This window comes from Agrobacterium sp. DE0009 (genome assembly GCF_007680755.1).
GTDB lineage: Bacteria > Pseudomonadota > Alphaproteobacteria > Rhizobiales > Rhizobiaceae > Agrobacterium > Agrobacterium tumefaciens_B.
Map to the genome: position 1 here is coordinate 247,181 of NZ_VEIU01000001.1, position 22,925 is coordinate 270,105.

The 22,925-nt window shown below is 59.4% G+C and carries 18 protein-coding genes and 1 tRNA gene; 6 read left to right on the forward strand and 13 right to left on the reverse strand.

The window, feature by feature from the left end:
* The first annotated feature begins 63 nt into the window (after positions 1 to 63).
* From queA to FS804_RS01330, 3 genes are read left to right on the forward strand one after another with little or no spacing between them, the layout of a single operon-like run.
* Complete coding sequence (gene queA / locus FS804_RS01320) at positions 64 to 1,164, forward strand: tRNA preQ1(34) S-adenosylmethionine ribosyltransferase-isomerase QueA (protein ID WP_144574095.1); 1,101 nt, start codon at positions 64 to 66, stop codon at positions 1,162 to 1,164.
* Positions 1,164 to 2,294 carry a tRNA guanosine(34) transglycosylase Tgt gene (tgt, locus tag FS804_RS01325; protein WP_144574096.1) on the forward strand — a complete coding sequence of 377 codons (1,131 nt, stop codon included), beginning with the start codon at positions 1,164 to 1,166 and terminating at the stop codon, positions 2,292 to 2,294. The genes queA and tgt overlap by 1 nt, the downstream gene beginning before the upstream one ends.
* A 36-nt stretch (positions 2,295 to 2,330) precedes the next feature.
* Positions 2,331 to 3,488 (forward strand): aminodeoxychorismate synthase component I, encoded by a 1,158-nt coding sequence (locus FS804_RS01330; RefSeq protein ID WP_144574098.1) that lies wholly within the window; start codon positions 2,331 to 2,333, stop codon positions 3,486 to 3,488.
* A gap of 241 nt (positions 3,489 to 3,729) precedes the next feature.
* On the opposite strand, the gene FS804_RS01335 is transcribed toward FS804_RS01330, so the two are convergent.
* The 9 genes from FS804_RS01335 to FS804_RS01375 all read right to left on the reverse strand — a co-directional run bounded on the left by FS804_RS01335 (position 3,730) and on the right by FS804_RS01375 (position 13,347).
* A complete protein-coding gene (locus tag FS804_RS01335) occupies positions 3,730 to 4,236 on the reverse strand; it encodes a helix-turn-helix domain-containing protein (protein WP_186376624.1) in 507 nt (168 codons plus the stop codon).
* Between the two features lie 908 nt (positions 4,237 to 5,144).
* Positions 5,145 to 6,428 (reverse strand): type III PLP-dependent enzyme, encoded by a 1,284-nt coding sequence (locus FS804_RS01340; protein WP_144574102.1) that lies wholly within the window; start codon positions 6,426 to 6,428, stop codon positions 5,145 to 5,147.
* Positions 6,412 to 7,944 (reverse strand): AMP-binding protein, encoded by a 1,533-nt coding sequence (locus FS804_RS01345; protein WP_144574104.1) that lies wholly within the window; start codon positions 7,942 to 7,944, stop codon positions 6,412 to 6,414. The genes FS804_RS01340 and FS804_RS01345 overlap by 17 nt, the downstream gene beginning before the upstream one ends.
* Positions 7,941 to 8,204 carry an acyl carrier protein gene (locus tag FS804_RS01350; RefSeq protein ID WP_063948876.1) on the reverse strand — a complete coding sequence of 88 codons (264 nt, stop codon included), beginning with the start codon at positions 8,202 to 8,204 and terminating at the stop codon, positions 7,941 to 7,943. The genes FS804_RS01345 and FS804_RS01350 overlap by 4 nt, the downstream gene beginning before the upstream one ends.
* A 98-nt stretch (positions 8,205 to 8,302) precedes the next feature.
* On the reverse strand, positions 8,303 to 9,040 hold the full coding sequence (locus FS804_RS01355; protein ID WP_144576289.1) for a hypothetical protein: 738 nt from the start codon (positions 9,038 to 9,040) through the stop codon (positions 8,303 to 8,305).
* 306 nt (positions 9,041 to 9,346) lie between these two features.
* Positions 9,347 to 10,474, reverse strand: a complete 1,128-nt coding sequence (locus FS804_RS01360) for an S-(hydroxymethyl)glutathione dehydrogenase/class III alcohol dehydrogenase (protein WP_144574106.1) — start codon at positions 10,472 to 10,474, stop codon at positions 9,347 to 9,349.
* Between the two features lie 150 nt (positions 10,475 to 10,624).
* Complete coding sequence (gene trmFO, locus FS804_RS01365) at positions 10,625 to 12,094, reverse strand: methylenetetrahydrofolate--tRNA-(uracil(54)-C(5))-methyltransferase (FADH(2)-oxidizing) TrmFO (protein ID WP_186376625.1); 1,470 nt, start codon at positions 12,092 to 12,094, stop codon at positions 10,625 to 10,627.
* A gap of 513 nt (positions 12,095 to 12,607) precedes the next feature.
* On the reverse strand, positions 12,608 to 12,751 hold the full coding sequence (locus tag FS804_RS25425) for a DUF1127 domain-containing protein (RefSeq protein ID WP_003515516.1): 144 nt from the start codon (positions 12,749 to 12,751) through the stop codon (positions 12,608 to 12,610).
* A gap of 449 nt (positions 12,752 to 13,200) precedes the next feature.
* Positions 13,201 to 13,347 carry a DUF1127 domain-containing protein gene (locus FS804_RS01375; RefSeq protein WP_144574109.1) on the reverse strand — a complete coding sequence of 49 codons (147 nt, stop codon included), beginning with the start codon at positions 13,345 to 13,347 and terminating at the stop codon, positions 13,201 to 13,203.
* 606 nt (positions 13,348 to 13,953) lie between these two features.
* Between FS804_RS01375 and FS804_RS01385 the strand changes: the two genes are divergently transcribed.
* A tRNA-Leu gene (locus FS804_RS01385) sits at positions 13,954 to 14,036 on the forward strand.
* 227 nt (positions 14,037 to 14,263) lie between these two features.
* Positions 14,264 to 15,742, forward strand: a complete 1,479-nt coding sequence (gene tig / locus FS804_RS01390) for a trigger factor (protein ID WP_063948879.1) — start codon at positions 14,264 to 14,266, stop codon at positions 15,740 to 15,742.
* 134 nt (positions 15,743 to 15,876) lie between these two features.
* On the opposite strand, the gene FS804_RS01395 is transcribed toward tig, so the two are convergent.
* Positions 15,877 to 16,866: a carbon-nitrogen hydrolase family protein gene (locus FS804_RS01395; RefSeq protein ID WP_144574111.1), complete on the reverse strand. Its 990-nt coding sequence runs from the start codon at positions 16,864 to 16,866 to the stop codon at positions 15,877 to 15,879.
* Between the two features lie 436 nt (positions 16,867 to 17,302).
* Between FS804_RS01395 and FS804_RS01400 the strand changes: the two genes are divergently transcribed.
* On the forward strand, positions 17,303 to 17,953 hold the full coding sequence (locus FS804_RS01400; protein ID WP_144574113.1) for a hypothetical protein: 651 nt from the start codon (positions 17,303 to 17,305) through the stop codon (positions 17,951 to 17,953).
* Between the two features lie 246 nt (positions 17,954 to 18,199).
* On the opposite strand, the gene sthA is transcribed toward FS804_RS01400, so the two are convergent.
* The 3 genes from sthA to FS804_RS01420 form a co-directional block, all read right to left on the reverse strand.
* On the reverse strand, positions 18,200 to 19,603 hold the full coding sequence (gene sthA, locus FS804_RS01405) for a Si-specific NAD(P)(+) transhydrogenase (RefSeq protein ID WP_144576290.1): 1,404 nt from the start codon (positions 19,601 to 19,603) through the stop codon (positions 18,200 to 18,202).
* A gap of 622 nt (positions 19,604 to 20,225) precedes the next feature.
* Positions 20,226 to 20,759, reverse strand: a complete 534-nt coding sequence (locus FS804_RS01415) for a DUF1003 domain-containing protein (protein ID WP_186376626.1) — start codon at positions 20,757 to 20,759, stop codon at positions 20,226 to 20,228.
* 110 nt (positions 20,760 to 20,869) lie between these two features.
* Positions 20,870 to 22,810 (reverse strand): LTA synthase family protein, encoded by a 1,941-nt coding sequence (locus FS804_RS01420; RefSeq protein WP_186376627.1) that lies wholly within the window; start codon positions 22,808 to 22,810, stop codon positions 20,870 to 20,872.
* Positions 22,811 to 22,925 lie beyond the last annotated feature (115 nt).

Consider the following 22,925-nt stretch of genomic DNA (forward strand, 5'->3'; position numbering starts at 1 on the left):
CCAACAACGACCCGCCGGCAGTTTGCTGCGAGGCGGGTTTTGATATTTTCGAGAGCCCTTGCAATGCGTGTAGACCTATTCGATTTCGACCTGCCCGAGGAAAATATCGCCCTTCGCCCGGCGAACCCGCGCGATAGCGCGCGCCTTCTGGTGGTCGATCCGAATGAAAATCGCATGGAGGACCATCGCGTTTTCGACCTGCCGTCCTTTCTGCGGCCCGGCGATGCGCTTGTCTTCAACGATACCCGCGTCATTCCCGCCCAACTGGAAGGCGTGCGCCTGCGCGAAGGTGCGCCGGAGACGGCGGTTTCCGCCACGCTGCACATGCGTACCGATCAGTCCCGCTGGAAGGCTTTCGCGCGTCCCGGCAAGCGCATCAAGCAGGGTGACCGCATCCGTTTCGATTACGGGCGCGACGTTGTTAATTCCTCCAGCGGGGCCTGCGGCCTTGCCCATCTCGAAGCCACCGTCGAGGAAAAGGGTGAGGACGGTGAAATAACGCTGCTGTTCGACGTGTCCGGCCCCGTTCTGGACGAGGCTATTGCCTCCGTCGGCCATATTCCCCTGCCGCCCTATATCGCGGCCAAACGGCCGGAAGATGTGCGGGACCAGACCGACTACCAGACCATCTATGCCCGCGAGAAGGGCGCAGTTGCTGCACCGACCGCCGGCCTGCATTTCACGCCGGAGCTGTTTGCCGCGCTGGACAAGGCCGGTATCGAGCGGCATTTTGTGACGCTTCACGTTGGCGCAGGCACCTTCCTGCCGGTCAAGGCTGACGATACCGACGATCACAAGATGCATTTCGAAATCGGCCACGTCTCGCAGGAAACAGCCGACCGGCTGAATGCGGTGAAGGCGCGGGGCGGGCGCATTGTCTGCGTCGGTACGACGTCGCTGCGCCTCATCGAAAGTGCTGCTGCCGAGGATGGCACCATCCAGCCGTGGTCCGACGCGACCGGCATCTTCATCACGCCTGGTTATCGCTTCCGCGCGGTCGATATGCTGATGACCAATTTCCACCTGCCGAAATCGACGCTGTTCATGCTCGTTTCGGCTTTCTGCGGTCTCGAAACGATGCGTGACGCATATAAGCACGCGATCGAAACCGGATACCGCTTCTATTCCTATGGCGATTCCAGCCTGTTGTTCCGGAAAAACTGATGCACGACAAATTCACTTTCTCCCTGAAAGCCACGAGTGGCGGCGCGCGCCTCGGCGAAGTCGCCATGCCGCGCGGCGTCATCCGCACGCCCGCCTTCATGCCCGTCGGCACCGTCGGCACCGTCAAGGCCATGTATCTTGACCAGGTGCGCGAGCTGGGGGCCGATATCATTCTCGGCAATACCTATCACTTGATGCTGCGGCCCGGTCCGGAGCGTGTCGCCCGCCTTGGCGGTCTGCATGAGTTGATCCGCTGGCCGCACCCGATCCTCACCGATAGCGGCGGTTTTCAGGTCATGTCGCTGTCCGGCCTGCGCAAGCTGGACGAGAAGGGCGTGACCTTCAAGAGCCATGTGGATGGTTCGCTGCATCACATGTCTCCGGAACGCTCGATCGAGATTCAGGGACTGCTGGATTCCGACATCCAGATGCAGCTCGACGAGTGCATCGCGCTGCCGGCTGAGCGCAAGGAAATCGAGCGCGCCATGGAGATGTCACTGCGCTGGGCCGAACGCTGCCGCGTCGCCTTTGGCGAGCAGCCTGGCAAGGCCATGTTCGGCATCGTGCAGGGCGGCGACCAGCCGGACCTGCGCATTCGTTCCGCCGAAGGGTTGAAGCAGCTTGATCTCAAAGGGTACGCCGTTGGCGGTCTTGCCGTCGGCGAGCCGCAGGATGTGATGCTGGGCATGCTCGATATCACCCTACCGGTGCTGCCAACTGAAAAGCCGCGTTACCTGATGGGCGTCGGCACGCCTGACGATATCCTGAAATCGGTGGCGCGCGGCATCGACATGTTCGATTGCGTGATGCCGACCCGCTCCGGCCGCCACGGGCTGGCCTTTACCCGCCGCGGCAAGGTCAATATCCGCAATGCCCGCCATGCCGAAGATATGCGCCCGCTGGACGAGCAGTCCAACTGCCCGGCCTCGCGCGACTATTCCCGCGCCTATCTGCACCACCTCGTGCGCGCCAACGAGGCGCTGGGCGGCATGCTGCTATCCTGGCACAATCTTGCCTATTATCAGGAGCTGATGCAGGGTATCCGCAAGTCGATCGAGGAAGGCCGTTTCGCCGATTTTTATGCGGAAACCATCGAAATGTGGGCGCGCGGCGATATAGACCCGGTTTGACCCTTACCGCCCTTTCTCCTGTTTCGGACACTTTCCTTGGCACACGCGCCTTACGTTCTTTTCCGGGATGACACGACCGGCACGGTGACAGCCTTCACCGAGCCGGAGGAAATCATCGTCGCAGATGAGCCAGAGGCATTTTTTGCCGCGCTGAAACGCATGGAAGAGCTGCGGCGCGCCGGAAAATATTTAGCTGGCTATATGTCCTACGAGGCCGGTTTCCTGTTCGAACCGAAACTTGCCGCCTTCGCGAGCGAGCCCCGCAATGTGCCGTTCCTGAATTTCGGCGTCTTCTCCCGCCCGCAGCCGGATGAAGGCCGCTTTGCGCGGCCTGACGACCTTCCGGACGCGGACGCGTTTCTCACCGATCCGGTACCCGCATGGACGCTTCCCGAATATCAGCAGCGTTTCGAGCAGTTGCACGACCATCTGCGCCGCGGCGACTGCTATCAGGGCAATCTTACCATGCCCGTTCATGCCCGCTGGAGCGGCGATCCGCTGACCGCCTTCTGGTCGCTGATCGAACGGCAGCCGGTGAAATACGGCGCGCTGGTCGATCTTGGTGGCCCGGTCATCCTGTCGCGCTCGCCGGAACTGTTTTTCTCGGTTGACGGGCAGGGGTTCATCGAAACCCATCCCATGAAGGGAACGACGCCACGCGGGGCGGATGCGGAAGAGGACCGGGCGATCATCGCGGCGATGCTTGCGGATGAAAAGACGCTCGCCGAAAACCGCATGATTGTCGATCTGCTGCGCAACGATATTTCCCGCATCACCGAGGTCGGCAGCCTTCACGTGCCGCGGCTGTTCGATATCGAGTCCTATCCGACCGTGCACCAGATGGTCAGCCACGTCAGGGCGAAACTTCTGCCTGATGTGACGGTGGAAGATATCTTCGCCGCCTTGTTTCCCTGCGGCTCGGTAACGGGCGCGCCCAAAATGTGGGCCATGAAAATTCTGCGGGACCTGGAAGCCACCCCACGCGACGCCTATTGCGGCGCCATCGGCGTGATATCGCCGAGCGGTGAGATGCGGTTCTCCGTGGCGATCCGAACGATGACGCTTCTCGATGACGGCCGCGCCACCTTCAACGTCGGCGGCGGCATCGTCTTCGATTCCGTCGGCGAGGCGGAATATGACGAGTGCCTGCTGAAATCCAAATTCGCGGTCGGGAACCGGCTGCTGAGGGAGTGACCGCGAAGGTTCTCTCTCATTCATGCAGCAAAAAATTTCACATCTCATCTGCCGCTCCGTCGGTCGGTTGCAGAAGTTTCTTGGGAAATTTGATTTAAATACAATCTATTGTTCAACATACTGAATTGAGAATACAAATTTTAATCGGATAACAATTGTATTTGGCAACCATAAGTGCATTGCAGAAAAACAACTTTAAAACGTATCGAGTGGCCGAGCGTTAGAATTAGCCCTCCTATAATCATGAAGCCGAGCGTTTCCCGGAGCCTGGTTCGGCGGCCGCGGACTTCACCGCCTCATTGATATCATACTGCAGCGCGGGCATCAAAGAACGCAGCTTTCCCTCATCAGTATTCCCTGTCGCCATCGCCACCAGCTGATTATACCAGCGCGCCGCCTCATCGTCTCGAGCCTCATCAGAGAGACGGATGCCGAACGCGCTGTTGGTCTCCAGCAACACCTTTTTGATCGCTTTATAAATTGAAGGATTGATCACGGCCGTTTCGGTGTCCTCGGCTCTAGGGAAATCGTTTACGAGTTTCGGTCCAAGGCCTGTGAGGACCCACCCTGGATTGATCCCAACTTCTTTAAACTGTAGGAGCGTTTCGCCGCTCGGCACATTCCTCCCACCCTCAAGGCCCTGCCAAGACCGGTAGGAGATACCGAGCTTTTCAGCCATAGCTTTCTGCGAAAGCCCGAGTTCATTGCGCACAAGCAAGACGCGATCAGCGATCGATTCAGCGTCCAAAGTCACTCCAATCCGAATACGCCAAAATTGGCGTTGCAATGCGCCAAAAATTGCGTTATCGCTCTTTGTATAAAGACCAGATCATCCATGAAAAAGGAGGCCGGACAGGGCCTCCCCGCTCACAACGAGGAACCATTATGCACCGTGACCGCACTGCGGACAAGGCGACGGCGAAGCTTCGCCTAGACGAGATGGAACCAGTCAAGCGTCTGCTTTTGTTGCCGAGGATTACGCTGCGTCACTGGGCCGCAAATACGAACTGCCTCCGCATACTCGTCGAACCGAACATCAAGCGTGAACGCGCTATTCAGGCGGCACGCACAGGAGGCCCCACCAAGCTGTAAACTATAACGCAGGCAGCGACGCAGTGTCCCCTTAAGGGGCAGAAAGACTACCCCGTTGCGCCCGCCCGGCCGCACAGGTCGTCAAGTGCGGATTGCCACGTCCGGTGACCGAGGGCCGCTTCCGAGAGACATTTTCCGAGATGATCGCTTCCCCAAAAAGCGGACAAATCAACCACCAATAATAAAAGACAACATCAATTGCTTTTTGGATTTCTAGTCATTCGTTGCGTGCTCCATTTTGAGGACTTGGAGAACGCAAACGTTACATAAGGTAATCTCAGAGAATAAGTATTTAAGTATTATTTGCATCCATGTCTATCATCACACGTGGCCGAGCTTTTGGTTTGCATTATGCAGACAACCGCGCAGTTCCTGAAATTCCCTGAATCTTCAAGCGTAATATAAGACCAATAAAAATATGAGAAATATCAGATCGAATTTATTCGTCGCCACATGTCTGATAGTTGCGGGCCTGTTTTTTATAGTCACGACGTCGATTTTAATAATTTCCGGTTTGTAGTAGAGTAAGTCATGTGGTCGAACGCCGGGCGGAACGGATGGTGTTCAACCGCAGGACCCAATCGCCTCGAACGCCCCATCCTCCACCAGCACCTCGGTCGCGGCCGGATGGCTGAGGAAGCCCACGGGGCTGGCGCTGGCGCCGTAGGCGCCGGATTGCAGGATGGCGATGAGGTCGCCGGCCTTCAGCTCCGGCAGGGCGGCGTTTCGGGCCAGTGTATCGAGTGGCGTGCATAGCGGGCCGACGATGGTTACCGTCTCCTCATACGCCGCCTGCATCAGGGCCGGTGCGACGATCGGGTAGTTGCGCTTGACGATCTGGCCGAGATTGCCCGACGCGGCGAGGTGGTGGTGCATCCCGCCATTTGTGACCACGAAAGTCGTGCCCCGAGACGTCTTTACCGAGTTCACTTCCGTCACATAGAGGCCGGCCGGGCCTGCGAGGAAGCGTCCGGGTTCGACGATGATATGGGCATCTGCAATCAGCGGATACGATTGAACGAGCGCCCTGAGGTCTGGGATGGTAGCGCCGACAGCTGCGAGGTCGAGCGGCGTTTCGCCGGCGAAATAGGGGATGCCGAGGCCCCCGCCGAGATCGATGGTTTGGAGCGGTTTGCCCAGGATGCCGGCCATGCGCGCCGCCAGCAGGATGGCGTGTCTCCATTGGGAGACAAGCATGTCGGCATCGAGGATCTGCGTGCCGCCGTAAATATGCACGCCGACGAGGTCGATATGTTGGGTGTGGCTGAAGAGCTGCAGCACATTTTCGAGCTCTTCCTCGTCGAAACCAAAGGCGGTGGCCTTGCCGCCCATGCGCATGGCGCCGGCCTGGGCATCCGGCACCGGGTTGATGCGGATCGAAGCCTTGACGGGCTTTCCGATCGCTTCGATCCGGGCGATCTCCTCGGCGCTCTCGATGTGGATTTCACCGATGCCGCCCTCGATCACGTCGCGTAGCTCTCCCGTGCCTTTGCCGGGACCGGCGAAGATAATTTTTGCAGGTGCGACACCGGCCCTGATCGCGGCGCGGTATTCTCCGACGGAGGCGATTTCAGCACCCGCGCCTTCCTGCCGGAACAGCGAGATGATGGCAGGCAGGGGGTTGGCCTTCACCGAATAATAAATGTCGGCAAAGCCGCCGAGTGCTTCTTTAAGATCGCGATAGGCGCGACGCATGGCGCTGGCGTCATAAAGGAAGCACGGTGTGCCGGTCCTGGCGGCAATCTCCCTTACCGCCTGTCCGCCGATCATGAGATCGTTGCCGCTGATACGGAATTGCGCGGCCGCGAAAGCTGGGCCGTGGCTCTGGCTTTTATCCGTTGGTGCCATTATCCGTCCGTTCGCGCACCAGCGCGCGATAATCGACCTTGCCATTGGCTGTGACCGGCAGCCGCTCGACGAGTTCTATGGCGCGGGGAATCATGAAGGGGGCAAGGACCTCGGCGGCTTTTTTCAGTGCCGCCAGGATGTCCACAGTCTGGGTGGCGGCGGTCGCCACGGCATGCACCCTTTCGCCGGCAAAGGGATCGGGCAGGCCGATGACGGCAACCTGCTGGAACAGCCCCGTCGACATCAGGCTCTCTTCGACTTCGGTCGGGCTGATGCGATAACCTGACGATTTGATCATTGCGTCATCCCGGGCAACGAAGCTGAAGAAGCCGTCCTCGTCCTCCACCGCGAGATCGCCGGAATAACACACGGTCTCGCCGCCGAGCTCTGCGGCCAGGAAGGGATGAGGCCGCAACACCTTCGCCGTGTCTTCCGGCCGGTTCCAGTAACCGAGCGAAACGGTCGGTCCGCGATGAACGAGAATGCCGGGTTCGCCCGGTTTTGCCCTCTGTCCCTTGTCAGTGACGATGAAGATTTCACATTCGGGAATGGCCTTGCCGATTGACGTCGGGCGCCGGTCGATTTCGTCAGGCGGCAGGAAAGTAGAGCGGAAGGCTTCTGTCAGCCCATACATCAGGTAGATTTTCGTGTCCGGCAGTTTTTCGCGCAGCGCCTTGACCGTTTCCTGCGGCACGCGTCCGCCGGAATTGGTGATATAGCGCAGATGCGGCAGAGGCGTCTTTGCGAGCGACGCGGCCGCCCTCGTCAGGATCGCCCAGATGGTGGGCACGCCGGCAAGTCCGGTGATGGCATGGTCGCGCAGATCGCGGACGATCTCATCGCCCAGCCGGAAGCTGGAAATGATCGTGGTCGCCCCCTGTTCCACCGCGGTCAGCAACTGGTTCAGACCGTAATCGAAGCTGAAGGGCAGGAGGGACAGGATACGGTCGCGGCCGGTGATGTCGAGATAGGTGCGCACGATGCGGGTACCGGCGAGAAGATTGCGGTGCGACAGCATCACGCCCTTCGGCGAGCCGGTGGAGCCGGAGGTATAAAGAATGGCGGCAAGGTCTTCGCCGATGGCCGCAGACGGCCCGGCAGGCGCGGCGGTGCCGGCGGCAATCTCTTCCGCGGGAAGGACCGTGACATCGGGTAACTCGGTGAGCGCCGCCGTCAGCTCGTTCATCATCGAGGCGTCGCTGATAACGATCTTTGCGCCGCAATCCCTGATGATGTGGCGGACCTGCTGCGCCTTCAAAAGCGCGTTGACGGGCACGAAGACGCCACAGGCCATGCTGATGCCGAAGATCGACCAGCATTCCTCGATGCCGCGTGGCAGAAAGATGACGACCCGGTCGCCGCGTTGCAGGCCGGCGTGCTGCAATGCAGAAGCACAGCGCGCCGCCACTGCGGCAAATTCGCGGTAGGTCAGCGATCGGTCCTTGCGGACGACAGCTTGGTCTTCGCTTGCTGCGCGCGCGTCAAGAAGGTGGTGCAGCAGGAAAGGGGATGTCATCTCCTCCGTTCCCTGAGGACGAAGGCGACGAGATCGCCCGGCGTGGCGAGATTCTCAGGCGTGAAATGCTCGTCATTCAGAATGATGCCGAAGCCTTCGCCGAGGAAGACCATCAGTTCGAGGAAGCCGAGCGAATCGATGACGCCGCCGTCGAGCAGTTCCGTGTCCGATGAAAATGGCGCGTGAGCGGGGAAGCGGTCGCAGAGGTAGGAATAGATGGTATCAGCAACATCTATGTCGTTCTTTTTTGCTGTCTGCACGCTTCTTCTCCGACGTTGGTCTTTCGTTGCCGCGGCCGATTGGCTTTTGCGATGAAGGGCCAGAACAGCGCATCACGGTAACGGGTTCGATGAGTTACTTAAGGTGGCAATAACACCAATTCTGAGTATGTTTCGTTAATAAAAAGTGGGTTCCATGCGCCTTTTACTTGTATCGGCGCGGATTTGGAGGCGGAAAGCCCGGCAGTTTTTTCGCCTGAGAGGCCCGCCATCGTCAGCGCCAGCCGGCCATGGCGAAGGAGATGGCGCGCGATCGCAGGAAGATGCCGTTGCGCAACTTTGCGGTCCTCGCAATGGATAAGGCGCGCGGAGGGCAGGCCTTTGGTTGTTGTTTTCAGGAAGACGAGAGGGTAGTGGCGGTTTTCCGCTTCCATCACGGCGACGATGCAGCCTAGACCGGCATGGTCATCCAGCATGTCCCGTGTTTCGGCGGGGAGGGCTTCCGGCCCGATGTCGGCAGGCAGGCGCAACCTTGCGCTTGCCGGGCGAAGCGCCGTAATCGGCAGCGGATAAAAAAGCGTGCAGTCGCTCACCGTCGCAAATCCCAGTCGCTCGTTGAGCCTGTGGGCGTCGGCGGAAGGGGTGAGATCGGTGAAGATGTCGTCCGCGTTGGAGGCGGCCATTTGCAGCATGCGCGGCGCAAACCAGCGGCACGATGGCTCCACATACCAGCTGGAGAAGTTGACGACGATTTTGCCGGTATCGGTCAGGCGGCTTTTGATCGTCAGAAGCACGCCCACGGCGTCATCGCCTTTCATCAGCAACTGGCCGATCGGGCCAAGGCCGCGTCGATCGTGATGGTCACTGATGAGCGACAGGCCGCGGCACCAGAAGGCTTCGGTTTTTGCCGGGAAACCTTTCGCCAACAGGGCGACAGCGCTGACCCGGTTTCCGTTGTCGATCGGTACGATGTTCAGGGTCGCTCTCCGCTGGTCTGGCGTCCTTTGTGGGCGCAGGAGAGATTTTCAACTCTACCGCGCAACATCGGCTTACGACGATAGATTTACTGCCCGGTTAATCGCAGTGGCTGCAGGCAATCACGTTTGCATGAACGGCTGGTGCATGAAACGCTGGTGCATGAAGGGAGGGCGCGCCGTTACAAACCGCGCGCCCGCCTGCTGCTATCAATAGACGACGACGCCGCGAATGCTTTCACCGTTGTGCATCAGGTCGAAGCCCTTGTTGATGTCTTCGAGCGGCATGGTGTGAGTAATCATCGGGTCGATCTGGATCTTGCCTTCCATGTACCAGTCGACGATCTTCGGCACATCCGTGCGGCCGCGCGCGCCGCCAAAGGCGGTGCCCATCCAGTTGCGGCCCGTGACCAGCTGGAACGGACGTGTCGAGATCTCCTGGCCCGCACCGGCCACGCCGATGATGACCGACTTGCCCCAGCCGCGATGCGAGGCTTCCAGCGCCTGGCGCATGACCTTGGTATTGCCGGTGCAGTCGAAGGTGTAATCGGCGCCGCCGATCAGGTCGCCGTTCCGCTTCGTCATGTTGACGAGATAAGGCACGATATCGTCGCCGACTTCCTTCGGATTGACGAAGTGGGTCATGCCGAACTTTTCGCCCCAGGCCTTGCGGTCAGGGTTGATATCGACGCCGATGATCATGTCGGCGCCGGCAAGGCGCAGGCCTTGCAGCACGTTGAGGCCGATGCCGCCGAGACCAAAGACGATCGCCGTGGAGCCGATCTCGACCTTTGCGGTGTTGATGACGGCGCCGATACCGGTCGTCACGCCGCAGCCGATATAGCAGACCTTGTCGAAAGGCGCGTCCGGGTTGATCTTGGCGAGCGCAATTTCCGGCAGGACGGTGTAGTTGGAGAAGGTCGAGCAGCCCATATAGTGGTGGATCTTGTCCTTGCCGATCGAGAAGCGCGAGGTGCCGTCAGGCATCACGCCCTGGCCCTGGGTGGCGCGGATGGAGGTGCACAGATTGGTCTTGCGCGAGGTGCAGGAATAGCACTCGCGGCATTCCGGCGTGTAGAGCGGAATGACATGATCACCTTTCTTGACCGAGGTGACGCCGGGGCCGACATCAACGACGATGCCCGCACCTTCATGGCCGAGGATTGCCGGGAAAAGGCCTTCCGGGTCAGCGCCAGACAGGGTGAAATCGTCGGTGTGGCAGATGCCGGTGGCCTTAACCTCGATCAGCACTTCACCGGCGCGGGGACCTTCAAGCTGAACGGTCATGACCTCTAGCGGTTTTCCTGCCTGAATGGCAACGGCGGCGCGAACGTCCATATTCGATCTCCTCAGTCTTTTAATATCAAAGTAGAAAGGTTTTGCCCGAGCGCGGCTGGCCGGGCAAGGCAAAATCCGGTGACCCGGAATGGAAAAAGGGCGTGTGCGGACACACGCCCCTTTATTCTGGCTGATAGATAAGAGGCAAGCCTATGGCGTTGCGTCGCTCTCTTGTTCTGTTGCGACTTCCATTGCGATGTGTTCCACGCCGAGCCACGCCGCGCAGTCCTTCAAGGCCCGCGCCGCAATCAACTGGCGTTTCATGATCGTCTTGTCCTTGCCGCGGAAGCGCTTGACGCCCTCGGGTTTGACGATCGAGCCCGGCGCGAGTTCCGGGAAAAGGCCGAAATTGATGTTCATCGGCTGGAAAGAGCGTTTGCCCGGCTCATCATCGGAGGAGAGATGGCCGCCGGTGATGTGGTTGAGAAGCGAACCGAGCGCGGTGGTCGCAGGCGGAAGGCTCGGCGCCTCGCCCTTCTGTTCGGCGGCGGCGAAGCGGCCGGCGAGAAGGCCGACGGAGGCGCTTTCCACATAACCTTCGCAGCCGGTAATCTGGCCGGCGAAACGCAGGTCCGGCCGGGATTTCAGCCTCAGCGAGCGGTCGAGCAGGATGGGGGAATCGATGTAGGTGTTGCGATGCAGGCCGCCGAGGCGTGCAAATTCCGCGTTTTCAAGACCCGGGATCATGCGGAACACATCCGCCTGAACGCCGTATTTCAGCTTCGTCTGAAAACCCACCATGTTGTAGAGCGTGCCAAGCGCATTGTCCTGACGCAGCTGCACCACGGCATAGGCCTTGACGGTGGGATTATGGGCGTTGGTCAGGCCCATCGGTTTCATCGGCCCGTGGCGCAATGTCTCACGACCCCGCTCGGCCATGATCTCGATCGGCAGGCAGCCATCAAAATAGGGCGTGCCTTCCCATTCCTTGAAACCGACGGTATCACCCGCAATCAGCGCGTCGATGAAGGCATTGTATTGCTGCTCATCCAGAGGGCAGTTGATGTAATCCTTGCCCGTGCCACCGGGACCGACCTTGTCGTAACGCGACTGGTACCAGCAGATATCCATGTTGATGCTGTCGCGATGCACGATAGGGGCGATGGCGTCGAAGAAGGCGAGCGCATCCTCACCCGTCTCGGCCTGGATGGCGGCGGCAAGATCCGGCGAGGTGAGGGGACCGGTCGCGATGATGGTGTTGCCCCATTCCTTCGGCGGCAGGCCGTTCACCTCCTCGCGAATGATCGTCACCAGCGGGTGACCTTCCAGCTTTTTCGTCACGGCTTCGGAAAACCCGTCGCGGTCGACGGCAAGCGCGCCGCCGGCGGGCACCTGGTGTCTATCGGCGCAGGCCATGATCAGCGAGCCGGCAAGCCGCATTTCCGCATGAATGACACCGACCGCATTCGCCGTCGCGTCGTCGGAGCGGAAGGAGTTGGAACAGACCAGTTCCGCCAGCGTATCGCCCTTATGTGCGTCCGTGCCGCGCACGCCGCGCATTTCATGCAGAATGACGGGGACACCGCTTTCGGCAATCTGCCATGCGGCTTCCGAGCCGGCCAGTCCTCCGCCGACGACGTGAATGGGAGAAAGGGTCTTGTCCTGCATGTCGATGTCCATAGGCGACCGCGGGGCAGAGGCTCCCGTGCGGCGGCTGTCATTCGAGTGAGTGTTCAGCACGGGTCCCGAAGGACGCTGCATGTTGCCGATGCACTAGCATGCATGGCCGGAGCCGCCAAATGTTTTTGGTTCGGTAGTCAGTGGCGGCGGCAGTTGAGCTTTACGATGAGGCCGAAGCCCGAAGCTCTCGTTTTATGGGAGCGAGCGCGCGCCACTTGTTTCTTCTCCCCGCCGGGGAGAAGTCCGCGGCAGCGGGATGGGCGGGCGAGGGTAGTGGTTTGCGGAGAGCTTGCCCGCTTATCCGACCCTTCGGGCCACCTTCTCCCCGGCGGGGAGAAGACGCATGCCGCGATGCCGTGGCCTACCTCGTGAACCTCAACGCTGGGCGATGTTGGAGGCCGAACTCAAGCCGGAACACCAGAATCAAAAACGGCGCCAGAGGCGCCGCTTTCTTTTACCTGTCGCTCAATCGTCGCGCCCTGGAGGTCGGGCAGCGGGACGATCGTTTACGCCTTAGCGGAACGAACGGGAAGCAACGTTACGGATGTCGTAACGTGTCAGGCCGATGTCGCTGAGCGCCTGGTTGGACAGGCTGCCGAGTTCGTTGATCGTGCGGCGGTAGGAGATCCAGTTCTTTGCGATGCGGATGGGGTTCATGGTCGTTTCCTCAATCTATCTCTGTTGATTTCGTCGGCCGGCTCAGCGGTTTCTCTGTGCTCTCGGCTGTTGAGGTTTATATATAGACATGAAGCCATGTTGTGCAGTGCAGAATTTAAGCGACTGCCATGCATTTGTGCACTATGTCGGCTAAATTTGCGGCTTGAGATGGCATCTGAATAAAATATGAGCGGAGATGCCTGCATTTCGGGCGCGTATGAGGGGTTGTGCAGTTATAGGAAGGCGTTGCCGCATCGAGGGCCGGTTGAGGCGGTCGCCCGATGCCGGATCGATGGCCTGGGCACCGATGCAGTTTTGCAATGTCACCCAAGCTTCGGCGGGCGCTACAGTTTCCTGTGGCCCAAACGAAAAAAGGCCGGAGGCGGGAGCCTCAGGCCTTTTGGGTCGTCTATCTGCCATCCGCCGCATAAGCGGCGGAGGCGTCATTATTAGAAGCCGACGGCAGACTTGGCGACGCGGCGGATGTCCTGACGGCCGATGCCGAGGTCATTCAGTTCGCGGTCGCTCATGCGGCCAAGTTCGGTAACGGTCTGACGGTATTTGCGCCAGTTGGTAAGCGAGCGTGCAATGTTCATTTTCATCTTCCTCTTCGTGCGGTTCAGTCTCAACGGCCAGTCTTGGGAGGATTATGGTCCGGGGCTGAACTGATCTCTGTATGACCATCAATATAATCGGTTTAATCGAAACAAAAACAGACAAAGCAAGATGCCACCTATGCGCGGAACGCAGGGCAAGCCGCGATGTTGGCCGGATCGCGGCGATTCATGCATCATTTGTGACCATTTTATGGGCGTTTGTTGGCGGTTAGGTAATCGCGCCTTGCAGATTCAGGCGGGGCTCACTTGGCGGCGCAAGAGGCGTCTGCGTCGGGAGCGACGCTGCAGAAAATTACCCCACGCAGACGCCATATATAATGTCAGCCCTCCGGCCCGTATTGTGTCCCGTCTCGGCTGGGCACCCGAGGTGCAGCGGCGTCCAAATCTTCTATGTGTCGTTTCCGGATGGAATCGCCCGCCGCCCTGGGGTCACTTCGGTGCTTTGCGTTGCCGCAGGCGTTCATCGGAAGCGGCACGGCATTGCCATCTTCGCCCGGCGCATCAAGAAAAACCCGGAGGAAATAAAAGCAGGAGAACGGCGTGCTTGACCCTTCCTGAACATTGTGACATACCGCCGCCCAACGTGCGGGTATGGCGGAATTGGTAGACGCATTGGTTTTAGGTACCAACGCTTCGGCGTGGGAGTTCGAGTCTCTCTACCCGCACCACAAGCAAGGCATGGCTGTGCCACGCTTGCGCCAGAGTGCATCTTTAGAAGATGCGCGGGCTTTGGGGGTGTTCCTCTAGCTTTTCAGGTGCGGGCGCAACGGTGTCCGGCAGCTGCTTGTGTAACGATTTAAGAAAGCCACGGCCGGGAACCATGTTCCAGTGCAGTGCTCGAAAGTAAACCAACGGCTGTCTGAGCACCGCCGCCATGATGTGAAGGTTTGAGAAAATGCAGGTTATCGAAACGCTCGCTGAAGGGCTGAAGCGCGAACTGAAGGTCGTTATTCCGGCCGCCGACATGAAGGCCCGCCTGGACGAGCGCCTCGTCGACGCCAAGGACAAGGTTCGCATCAACGGTTTCCGTCCCGGCAAGGTGCCGGTTGGCCACCTGAAGAAGATGTACGGCAAGTCCATCATGGCCGACCTCGTCAACGAGCTGGTTCGTGAAAAGCCGACCGAAATTCTTTCCAGCCGCGGTGAGAAGTCTGCGACACAGCCGTCGATCTCCATGACCGAAGACGAGCAGGAAGCCGAAAAGATCCTGTCGGCCGAATCCGATTTCGAATTCACCGTTGCCTACGAAATCATTCCGGCCATCGAACTGAAGGCCAATGACGGCATCAAGGTTACCCGCGAAGTCGTGGAAGTGACCGAAGACGAGATCAATGAGCAGATCCTCAAGATCGCTGAAAGCGCTCGTACTTACGAGACCAAGAAGGGCAAGGCCGCTGAAGGCGACCGCGTCACCATGAACTATCTCGGCAAGGTTGACGGCGAAGCCTTTGACGGCGGCGCGGCTGAAGATGCCGAACTGGTTCTCGGTTCCGGCCGCTTCATCCCCGGCTTCGAAGACCAGCTGGTTGGCGTCAAGGCCGGCGACGAAAAGACCATCACCGTGACGTTCCCGGCCGATTACCCGGCTGCGAACCTCGCCGGCAAGGAAGCCAACTTCGACATCACCGTCAAGGACGTTGCTGCCGCTGCTCCGGTTGAAATCAACGACGAGCTGGCCGAAAAGCTCGGTCTCGAATCGGCTGAAAAGCTGAAGGAAATCGTCAAGGGCCAGATCGAAAGCCAGTACGGCAACGTGACCCGCCAGAAGGTCAAGCGTCAGATCCTCGACCAGCTCGACGACATGTACAAGTTCGACACGCCGGCTGGTCTGGTTGATGCCGAGTTCGACAACATCTGGCGCCAGATCAACACCGATCTTGCCCAGTCCGGCAAGACCTTCGCTGACGAAGACACGACCGAAGAAGAAGCCCGCGAAGAATATCGCAAGCTTGCCGAGCGTCGCGTTCGTCTCGGCCTCGTTCTCTCCGAAATCGGCGAAAAGGCCGGTGTCGAAGTGACCGAAGAAGAAATGCAGCGCGCGCTGTTCCAGCAGCTGCAGCAGTTCCCGGGCCAGCAGAAGGAAATCCTCGATTTCTTCCGCAACACCCCCGGCGCTTCCGCTTCGCTGCGCGCTCCGATCTTCGAAGAAAAGGTCATCGACAAGCTGCTCACCGAAATCTCGGTAACGGACAAGACCGTTTCCAAGGAAGAGCTGCTGGCTGACGACGGCGAGGAAGCCACGGAAACCAAGAAGAAGGCGCCCGCCAAGAAAAAGGCTGCCGCCAAGGCTGACGACGCCGCTGAAGGCGAAGAAGCCGCTCCGAAAAAGAAGGCTCCGGCCAAGAAGAAGGCCGCTGAAGGCGACGCCGAATAATCTTCTTCGGCGCAAGCTGATTGAATGGAAAGGCCGTGGCGAAAGCTGCGGCCTTTTTGTTTGGGCAATGCCGTCGGGTCCGCTTTGCGCGGTGGACAGCGGAGCCAAACAGCGCCGCTGGCCGACATCGACTGTTAAAATCGCTCCCGGCTCTCGCTTCTGGGATCATTATTCACCTGATGAGGCGCATAAAGATCGCCCCGGGCTTTTCGCCGCCATGGTCGCGCGGGATTTTCACGATCGATGGTAATGTCTGCTATGGCGATAGCCGGTAAACCATTCATCGGGCATTGCGCTGCCCATCGGCCATCCGGTGCAGCGATTCCCGAGAGAGCAACTGCGCTGTGAGCCGCCAGAGTGGAATAGCTGACCCAATAGGTGTTGCTTACGGCATGCCCCAATATCTCGGCGGCAAATGCCGAGCCGTTAGACGGGCCATCGCCTGCGGTGGAGAATAACACGCAGTCGACGTTCAGCCTCTCGTATTCCATGAATATCTCCGGGTAGTGCGCTTCCATGCCAAGCGCGCAACCGAAACGGAGGCCATCAATTTCAAACGTCACCGGTACACGTCCCGGGGAATACATGAACGAGATTTTGGTGTTCGACAGCAGGCGTTCGTCGTAACGGGTTACAAGCTTGCCGCGCTCGGAGATGACATAGAGGCTGTTGTAAGGCCTATGAGGTGGCGTAAGCTGATGGACCGAACCGACAATCGTCCAAAGCCTCAGCTTGCGCGCCAGTTTTCGGATCGTTTCCAATTCTTCATGCAAGGTTTCCCATTCAAAGCGCGTCCAGTCGGATGGACCGATTTCTCGTGGACCAGTCTCTGACATGATCCGTTTATGGGGCCAGCATGTAGCTCCTTCGCCAAAATGTATGATGCGAGCACCAGCTTTATGAGCCTCGCCCATAAGATTGCGTATCTCATTCCCGCAGGTCTTCAGGGCGGATACGTCACGCGGGTCGTTGCACAGGGATGTCTGGGCGACCGCTAGCCGTATCGCGTTACTAGAGGAAATATCCGGTGTTGCGCGAATATGCCGAAGAGCAGCGGTATAGGATTCGCCGGTTTTGGCGGCGCGTGCTCTCACGCGGCGTTTCAGATTACCATTTTGCGTCATTGCCAGGCCTTTCAGGTCTCGGACGCAGTTCCCCAGCAACCTGCCCGAAACGATCGGACCGAGGAGAGTTGCCTGAGACAGAAGTCCCTTTGCCTCCTTAAAAGACCCTGCTGGGGAAGGTCGTGGAGGTTAGGCGCAGGCCACGCGCTAATACTATCAAATTCGAACAGCCGATTCGTCAAGCGGCAGGGCAGACACAGGCCGCCAAGGTCATCGATCACAATGCAGTGCAGCACGGTTTTTTGCTGCATCTGCTCTTGTTCATCTCCCGTTCATCTGGCACCCTGCGAAGCATGATTTGCCTCGGCCGTATCAAGCGGTCGTTCGGGCATTATGCGCCGCTCTGCGGCCTCATCGCTGCCAGCTCATTGGCCTTACGCTTTTACCGTGCTTTCCGGGTTCTCCCGGTGCGCCCTTTATTTGCCAGGGGACAATCATGTCGCTCCGAACGGGTTTTGCCCTTTTTGTTGTTCTTTCCGCTGCCATGGTGCCCGCTGCCCATGCCGAGGAAGGCGGGTTGATCTGGAAGCCGGTCAAGAATTCCGATCTGTCCTACACGGCGCGCATAGGCGCCAGGCTGCCGGTCGATACGCCGATCCGGGCGGGGCTGGAAATGGGCATGAGCACGTCCAGGGGCGGGCAGCTGGTGGATACGCCGGTGCGGCTGTGGGGTAATGTCACGTTGCTGGCCGAACAGTTACCCGGCGTTTCGCTTGCCCGCGATGTTGGAGTCATCTTCAATGCGCTGACGGGTTCAAGCAGCATTTCCGTGACGTCGCAGCAGAAGCGCATCGTCACGCCGGAACTGGATATAGAGGCGAACCGCAATGTCACCATGCGGTATGACGGAACCGTGCAACAATGGAACGGGCTGGATGTGTCGCAATCGCTGCGCCTGTCCCGCGCGGAAACCGGCACCGCCTTCGTGCTGACAGGGGCAAGCCGCAACAGCTTCAACGAATTCAGCAGTGGCGTGGCGGTCGAGCAGAAGCTGGGTGATCACCTGACGCTGCGGGGCACGCTCGATCAGGGTTATGCGGATCATTTCCGGCCGGGGGTGAGTGCGCGGTATAGTATTCGGTGGTGAGGGTTCGGGCGGGCGGTGGCACGCGTTTGCAGGTACCGCGAGATTAAGACAAGCGCGTTTCCTCCGTCATGCCGACTTGATCCGGCATCCAGCCACGGCGCGGATGCGCCGTGAAGACTCTTTTGCGATCAAAGACTTGTGCGCGCTGGATACCGGCTCAAGGCCGGGATGACGAGGTGGGGGCCATGCTTCTCAAAAGGCCGACGAAAAGACGTCGCCGTCTCAACCGCCGCCCTCCGTGCAACCTCAATCCTTCTTGATCTCACCCATACGGTTCCAGGCATCCAGCCCGGCAATCTTGTAGGCTTCCGCAAGTGTGGGATAGTTGAACGTGTTCTCGACGAAATACTCCACCGTGCCCTTGAGGTTCAGCACCGCCTGGCCGATATGCACCAGTTCGGTGGCGCCTTCTCCGACGATGTGGACGCCGAGCAGGCGGCGGGTTTTCAGAGAGAAGATCATCTTCAACAGGCCGCTGTCGAGACCCATGATGTGGCCACGCGAGGTTTCGCGGAAATGGGCGATGCCGCATTCGTAGGGAATGCCGCGTTCGATCACTTCTTCTTCCGTCAGACCGCAGGTGGAGATCTCAGGCACGGCATAGATGCCATAGGGAAAGAACTGCGGCGGTTCGCCGGCGGGTGCGCCGACGGCATGGCGGGCGGCGATGCGGCCCTGTTCCATGGAAGTGGAGGCGAGGCTCGGGAAACCGATTATGTCCCCGGCGGCATAGATGTTGGGTACAGAGGTCTGGAAGGTTTCGGGGTTGACCTTCAGACGGCCGCGGCTGTCGGCCTCCAGCCCGCAGGCCGAAAGATTGAGCGTATCGGTGGCGCCGACACGGCCGGCGGCGAAGAGGACGGTTTCGGCTTTCAGAACGCGGCCATTGCCGAGCGAGACAAGACATTTGCCGCTTTCGTCGCGTTCCACCTTCTCCGCCTTCTGGCCGAAGATCAGCTTCATGTTGCGGTCGCGCAGTTGATAGGCGAAATCCTCGACGATTTCCTTGTCGATGAATTCCAGCATGGTTTCGCGCGGTTCCACCACCGTTACCTGCGTATCGAGGGCGCTGAAGATGGTGGCATATTCAATACCGATGACGCCGGCGCCAACCACGATCATGGAGCGCGGCAATTCCTTGATTTCGAGGATCTCGTCGGAATCGAGCACTGCTTTGCCATCAAAGGGGATATGCGGCGGGCGGTAGGGCCGGGTGCCGATGGTCAGCAGAATGGAGGTGCCGGTGACCTCCAGAACCTCGCCATCGTTTTTCACCACCTTCATGGTGTTGGCATCAACGAAGCTTGCCGTGCCGCGAATGTGCTGCACGCGGTTACGGGCGAACTGGTGCTCCAGGACCTCCACCTCGTGATCCAGCGTGATGAGCAGGCGGCGGCGCAAGTCTTCCGCATCGATCTCCTGCTTGACGCGGTAGGCGCGGCCGTAAAATCCGCGCTCGCGCCAGCCTGTCAGATTGAGCGCGGTTTCACGCAGGGTCTTGGAGGGAATAGTGCCGGTATGCACCGAGACGCCGCCGACGCGGCTGCCTTTTTCGATGACCAGAACCCTCTTTTCGAGCTTGGCGGCCTGAATGGCGGCCCGTCTGCCTGCCGGACCGCTACCGACAACAATGAGATCGAACTGGTGCATGAAAAACCCCGGAATAGACTGCATTAGGATTACCGGATGTCGCATCCGGCAAAGCGTGGTCGCGAATTGGTCGTGATGCCGTGTCGACGATGGGGAGTGATTCCCCCGTTTACCTTGCCCGCCAGAGTGCAATGCAACAAACGACTGCGTCAATCTGTAGCGCAAGAATCTGACGGATTCGTAACTGGGTGTGGATTTTCAGCGGGGTGTCCGTTCGCATCTGTCGTAGGGCGCGTGTGGCTTACCCCATCTGCGCTGCCGGGCAGAGGGGGTGAAACCTCATGCATTTCGGTCCACTTTCCAGTTCCAGAACCCCAACAGCTTTATCCCGCCCAGCGCTGCCGGACGGGTGATTGCTAGAGAGCATCGGGCGATTGCCCGGCTGCGCTTCGGTTGGGTTGGTGTGGACAGGATGCGTTGCGCAACCGGGTCTTTCACCATGCCGTATCTCGCAAGGGCCGTGCACTGCGCCTTGCGAAATGGTCCTGTCGTCACGAACGCGCCACCGTCCCCATCAGAACCGTCCCTCGGTTTACGCCACGTCTGGCGACCACCCGGCAGGACTGGTGAGAAGATAACAGCGTTGAACCGGGTGGGGAAAAGCGGGCAAGAAATTTTCGCGTCAGTCGTCGTTTTTGCTGACGTGGCGGTGAAGTGCTGCGATCTCCTGGCGAAGGGCCGCGAGTTCGGCCAGCACTTTCACATCGATCTTTTCGTGCAGGGAAAGGACTTCGAGCTCGGCCTTCAGGTTCACCTCATAGTCCTTTGCGGCCTCGAAGCGGTCGCGGGCCGCCTGCCGGTTCTGCGACATCATGATGATCGGTGCCTGAATGGCGGCAAGCATGGACAGAAGCAGGTTGAGAAAGATGAACGGGTAGGGATCGAACGCGCGCGTCGTCAGGATGATCGTGTTGATCAGCGCCCAGAAGACCAGGAAAAAGCAGAAGCCGAGGATAAATCCCCAGGAGCCGCCCACCTTGGCGATATTGTCGGCCAGCCTGTCGCCGAAACTGGCACCGGCGGAAAATTCCGCGTTGGTGTCGCTCGAAATCAGCTTTTTCTGGTGTGAGAGTTCGAGGATACGCCGCTCGACCTCACCGATATCACGGGATGAGCGTTTGAAATGCGACGTGATATAGTCGGAGATGTCTGACACGGTGTGTCTCCGGTTCAAGGGGGGCCTCTGCCTTTCGAGATAAACCCGCATGGGAGCGGAATTCAAACGATTTCCACCACCATGCGGCTGAGGCGTCCCCGCCGAGACGGTCAGACAGCTGGCGTCGCTTCGTGCAACCAGTTGAAACCGGGGAAGAAGCGCTGCCGGCCAAATTGCTGGCCGAACATCATGTCGAATTGCAGCAGACGATAATCGCGCACCACCTCAGGCACCGCGTTGGGCGCAATCGACCAGTCGGGCAGGGCGTTACCGTCGGTCGTCACCAGCATGTGGCGGTCGATGACGGAGAACGCCTTTTGCACCTCGCCCAGCGTGCCGGTGTAAAAAGGATCGGAAAAGCCTGCGGTCTTCAACACGTGATAGGGCAGAAGCGCGGGGCTGATGGTGCCGATAGTCTTGCGCACGCCCTTCTTCGAGGACCAGACGACCAGCGGCGTTTCGTGTTCTTTCTTCATCACCTCCAGCGGCGCGCGGCGACTGGCCACCATGCCCGGCATGTAGCCGCTTTCCACGAAAGTCTGGCCGAGCGGCGGCAGATGATCGCCGAAGAGCACAATGATGGTCTCACGGTCGCGTTTCTTTGCCCAGCGCATCAGCTTCAGCAGCGCGTCGTCGGCTTCGGCCACGCCTTGAGAATAGGTGGCGAGCGCCTGCGAGGCGGAGGCGGAAAGATCGCCCGTCACGCCGATCGTATTGTCCGCATAACGGTCAGCCTCGTAAGGGCCATGTCCCTGCAGGGTGACAGCAAAGAGGAAGAGCGGGTTCTGCGCCTTGTCGGCGGTCTTCATGATCTCGTCCATCAGCGCGTCGTCGGAGGCAAAATTGCCGCGTTTTTCCATCGCGGGCAGCGTCTCTTCCGAGCGGAATTCCTCGAAGCCGAAGTTTTTGTAGACCTGCTTTCGGTTCCAGAACCATTCCTGGAACGGATGCATGGCAATGGCGGAATAACCTTCGCCACGGAAGAAGCTGGCGAGCGAGGGTACCGGACGACGGATGTATTGCTGATAGGGAATGCTGCCATAGGGCAGGAAGGCGTTGGAGAAACCGGTCAGCGCCTCGAATTCCACATTGGCCGTCATGCCGCCGAATTCTGGCGAAAACACATGGCCCGACTGTTTGGCGCGGATCGTTTGCATGGGATCGGTCGAGAGATGCACGTTTTCGAGCCGGGTTGGATCCCAGAGAGACTCGCTCATCAGCATGATGACGTCAGGGTAATCACCCTTGTTGGCGGCAAAAGATGCCGGTTCGGAGTTGAGTTCGGCGACGCTGTTTTCGCCGTAACCCTCCGGCGCCGAGACATTGGCCATCGGAATATTGAAGGCGAAGGCCAGCAGGAAGCCGTTATGGCGGTAGTTTTCCTGCTGGTCCCACATCATCGGGATGATGTTGAGCCGGTCGCGCGCCCAGGAATAATGCGAGTAGTCCATCAGCGAGGCGAGGCCAGCGAGCACCGGAAGTGTCAGTGCAAGGCCCACGGCCCGCTCCCGTAACCGCAGCACCGGCGAGTGGCGGCGCGCCAGCAGCCAAAGGGCGGCAATAGCGGCGATCATGGCGCAAAGGCCGAGACCCACCAGCAGCGCTGTCAGCGGCTGCGCCTTCAACATGGTAGGCAGAAGCTCGACAATCTGCCGTCCGAACAAGAGGTCTGATGGATAAAGCGGATCGGAAAGGTAGGTCTGCTTCTGCGCGGAGATCAGCCCCACAAGGGCGCAAAGCGGTGCGACCACGATAAGCGACAGATAACGTCGGCCAAGCAGCGAATCCAGCAAAACGAGGAGGGCAAGCACGGCGGCGACCGTCGTCATGCCGGGGCGGGCCGAGGAGGTGAGGAATGCGCCAATATCCGTCAACGAACCACGAGCGATCCATTCGAGCAAAATGACGAGCACCAGCGATGCAATCGCCAGATGGACAAGCGTGGAAGCGGTGCCCGCAAGCTTCGAAAGGCTCTTAAGTCCCGCAGGCGAAAAGACAAATCCAGCCTTTTCGGAAGCCGTTGTTTTTGGCGCCGAATGTCTCAAACCCATACTCCGGTATTTCAGGCGACACGGCCGATCCGGGGAGGTGAATCGGGTGTCGCAAAAGTGTCATGTAACTGTCACATAAGCGCGATGAACGCGACATGAACTTTAAGGAATGCGC

Bases quoted from the DNA above. Each gene is read 5' to 3' on its own strand.
- queA (WP_144574095.1), top strand. From the start codon at position 64: ATGCGTGTAGACCTATTCGATTTCGACCTGCCCGAGGAAAATATCGCC.
- tgt (WP_144574096.1), top strand. From the start codon at position 1,164: ATGCACGACAAATTCACTTTCTCCCTGAAAGCCACGAGTGGCGGCGCG.
- FS804_RS01340 (WP_144574102.1), bottom strand. From the start codon at position 6,428: ATGGCACCAACGGATAAAAGCCAGAGCCACGGCCCAGCTTTCGCGGCC.
- FS804_RS01345 (WP_144574104.1), bottom strand. From the start codon at position 7,944: ATGACATCCCCTTTCCTGCTGCACCACCTTCTTGACGCGCGCGCAGCA.
- FS804_RS01360 (WP_144574106.1), bottom strand. From the start codon at position 10,474: ATGGACGTTCGCGCCGCCGTTGCCATTCAGGCAGGAAAACCGCTAGAG.
- trmFO (WP_186376625.1), bottom strand. From the start codon at position 12,094: ATGGACATCGACATGCAGGACAAGACCCTTTCTCCCATTCACGTCGTC.
- FS804_RS25425 (WP_003515516.1), bottom strand. From the start codon at position 12,751: ATGAACCCCATCCGCATCGCAAAGAACTGGATCTCCTACCGCCGCACG.
- FS804_RS01375 (WP_144574109.1), bottom strand. From the start codon at position 13,347: ATGAACATTGCACGCTCGCTTACCAACTGGCGCAAATACCGTCAGACC.
- tig (WP_063948879.1), top strand. From the start codon at position 14,264: ATGCAGGTTATCGAAACGCTCGCTGAAGGGCTGAAGCGCGAACTGAAG.
- FS804_RS01395 (WP_144574111.1), bottom strand. From the start codon at position 16,866: ATGACGCAAAATGGTAATCTGAAACGCCGCGTGAGAGCACGCGCCGCC.
- FS804_RS01400 (WP_144574113.1), top strand. From the start codon at position 17,303: ATGTCGCTCCGAACGGGTTTTGCCCTTTTTGTTGTTCTTTCCGCTGCC.
- sthA (WP_144576290.1), bottom strand. From the start codon at position 19,603: ATGCACCAGTTCGATCTCATTGTTGTCGGTAGCGGTCCGGCAGGCAGA.
- FS804_RS01420 (WP_186376627.1), bottom strand. From the start codon at position 22,810: ATGGGTTTGAGACATTCGGCGCCAAAAACAACGGCTTCCGAAAAGGCT.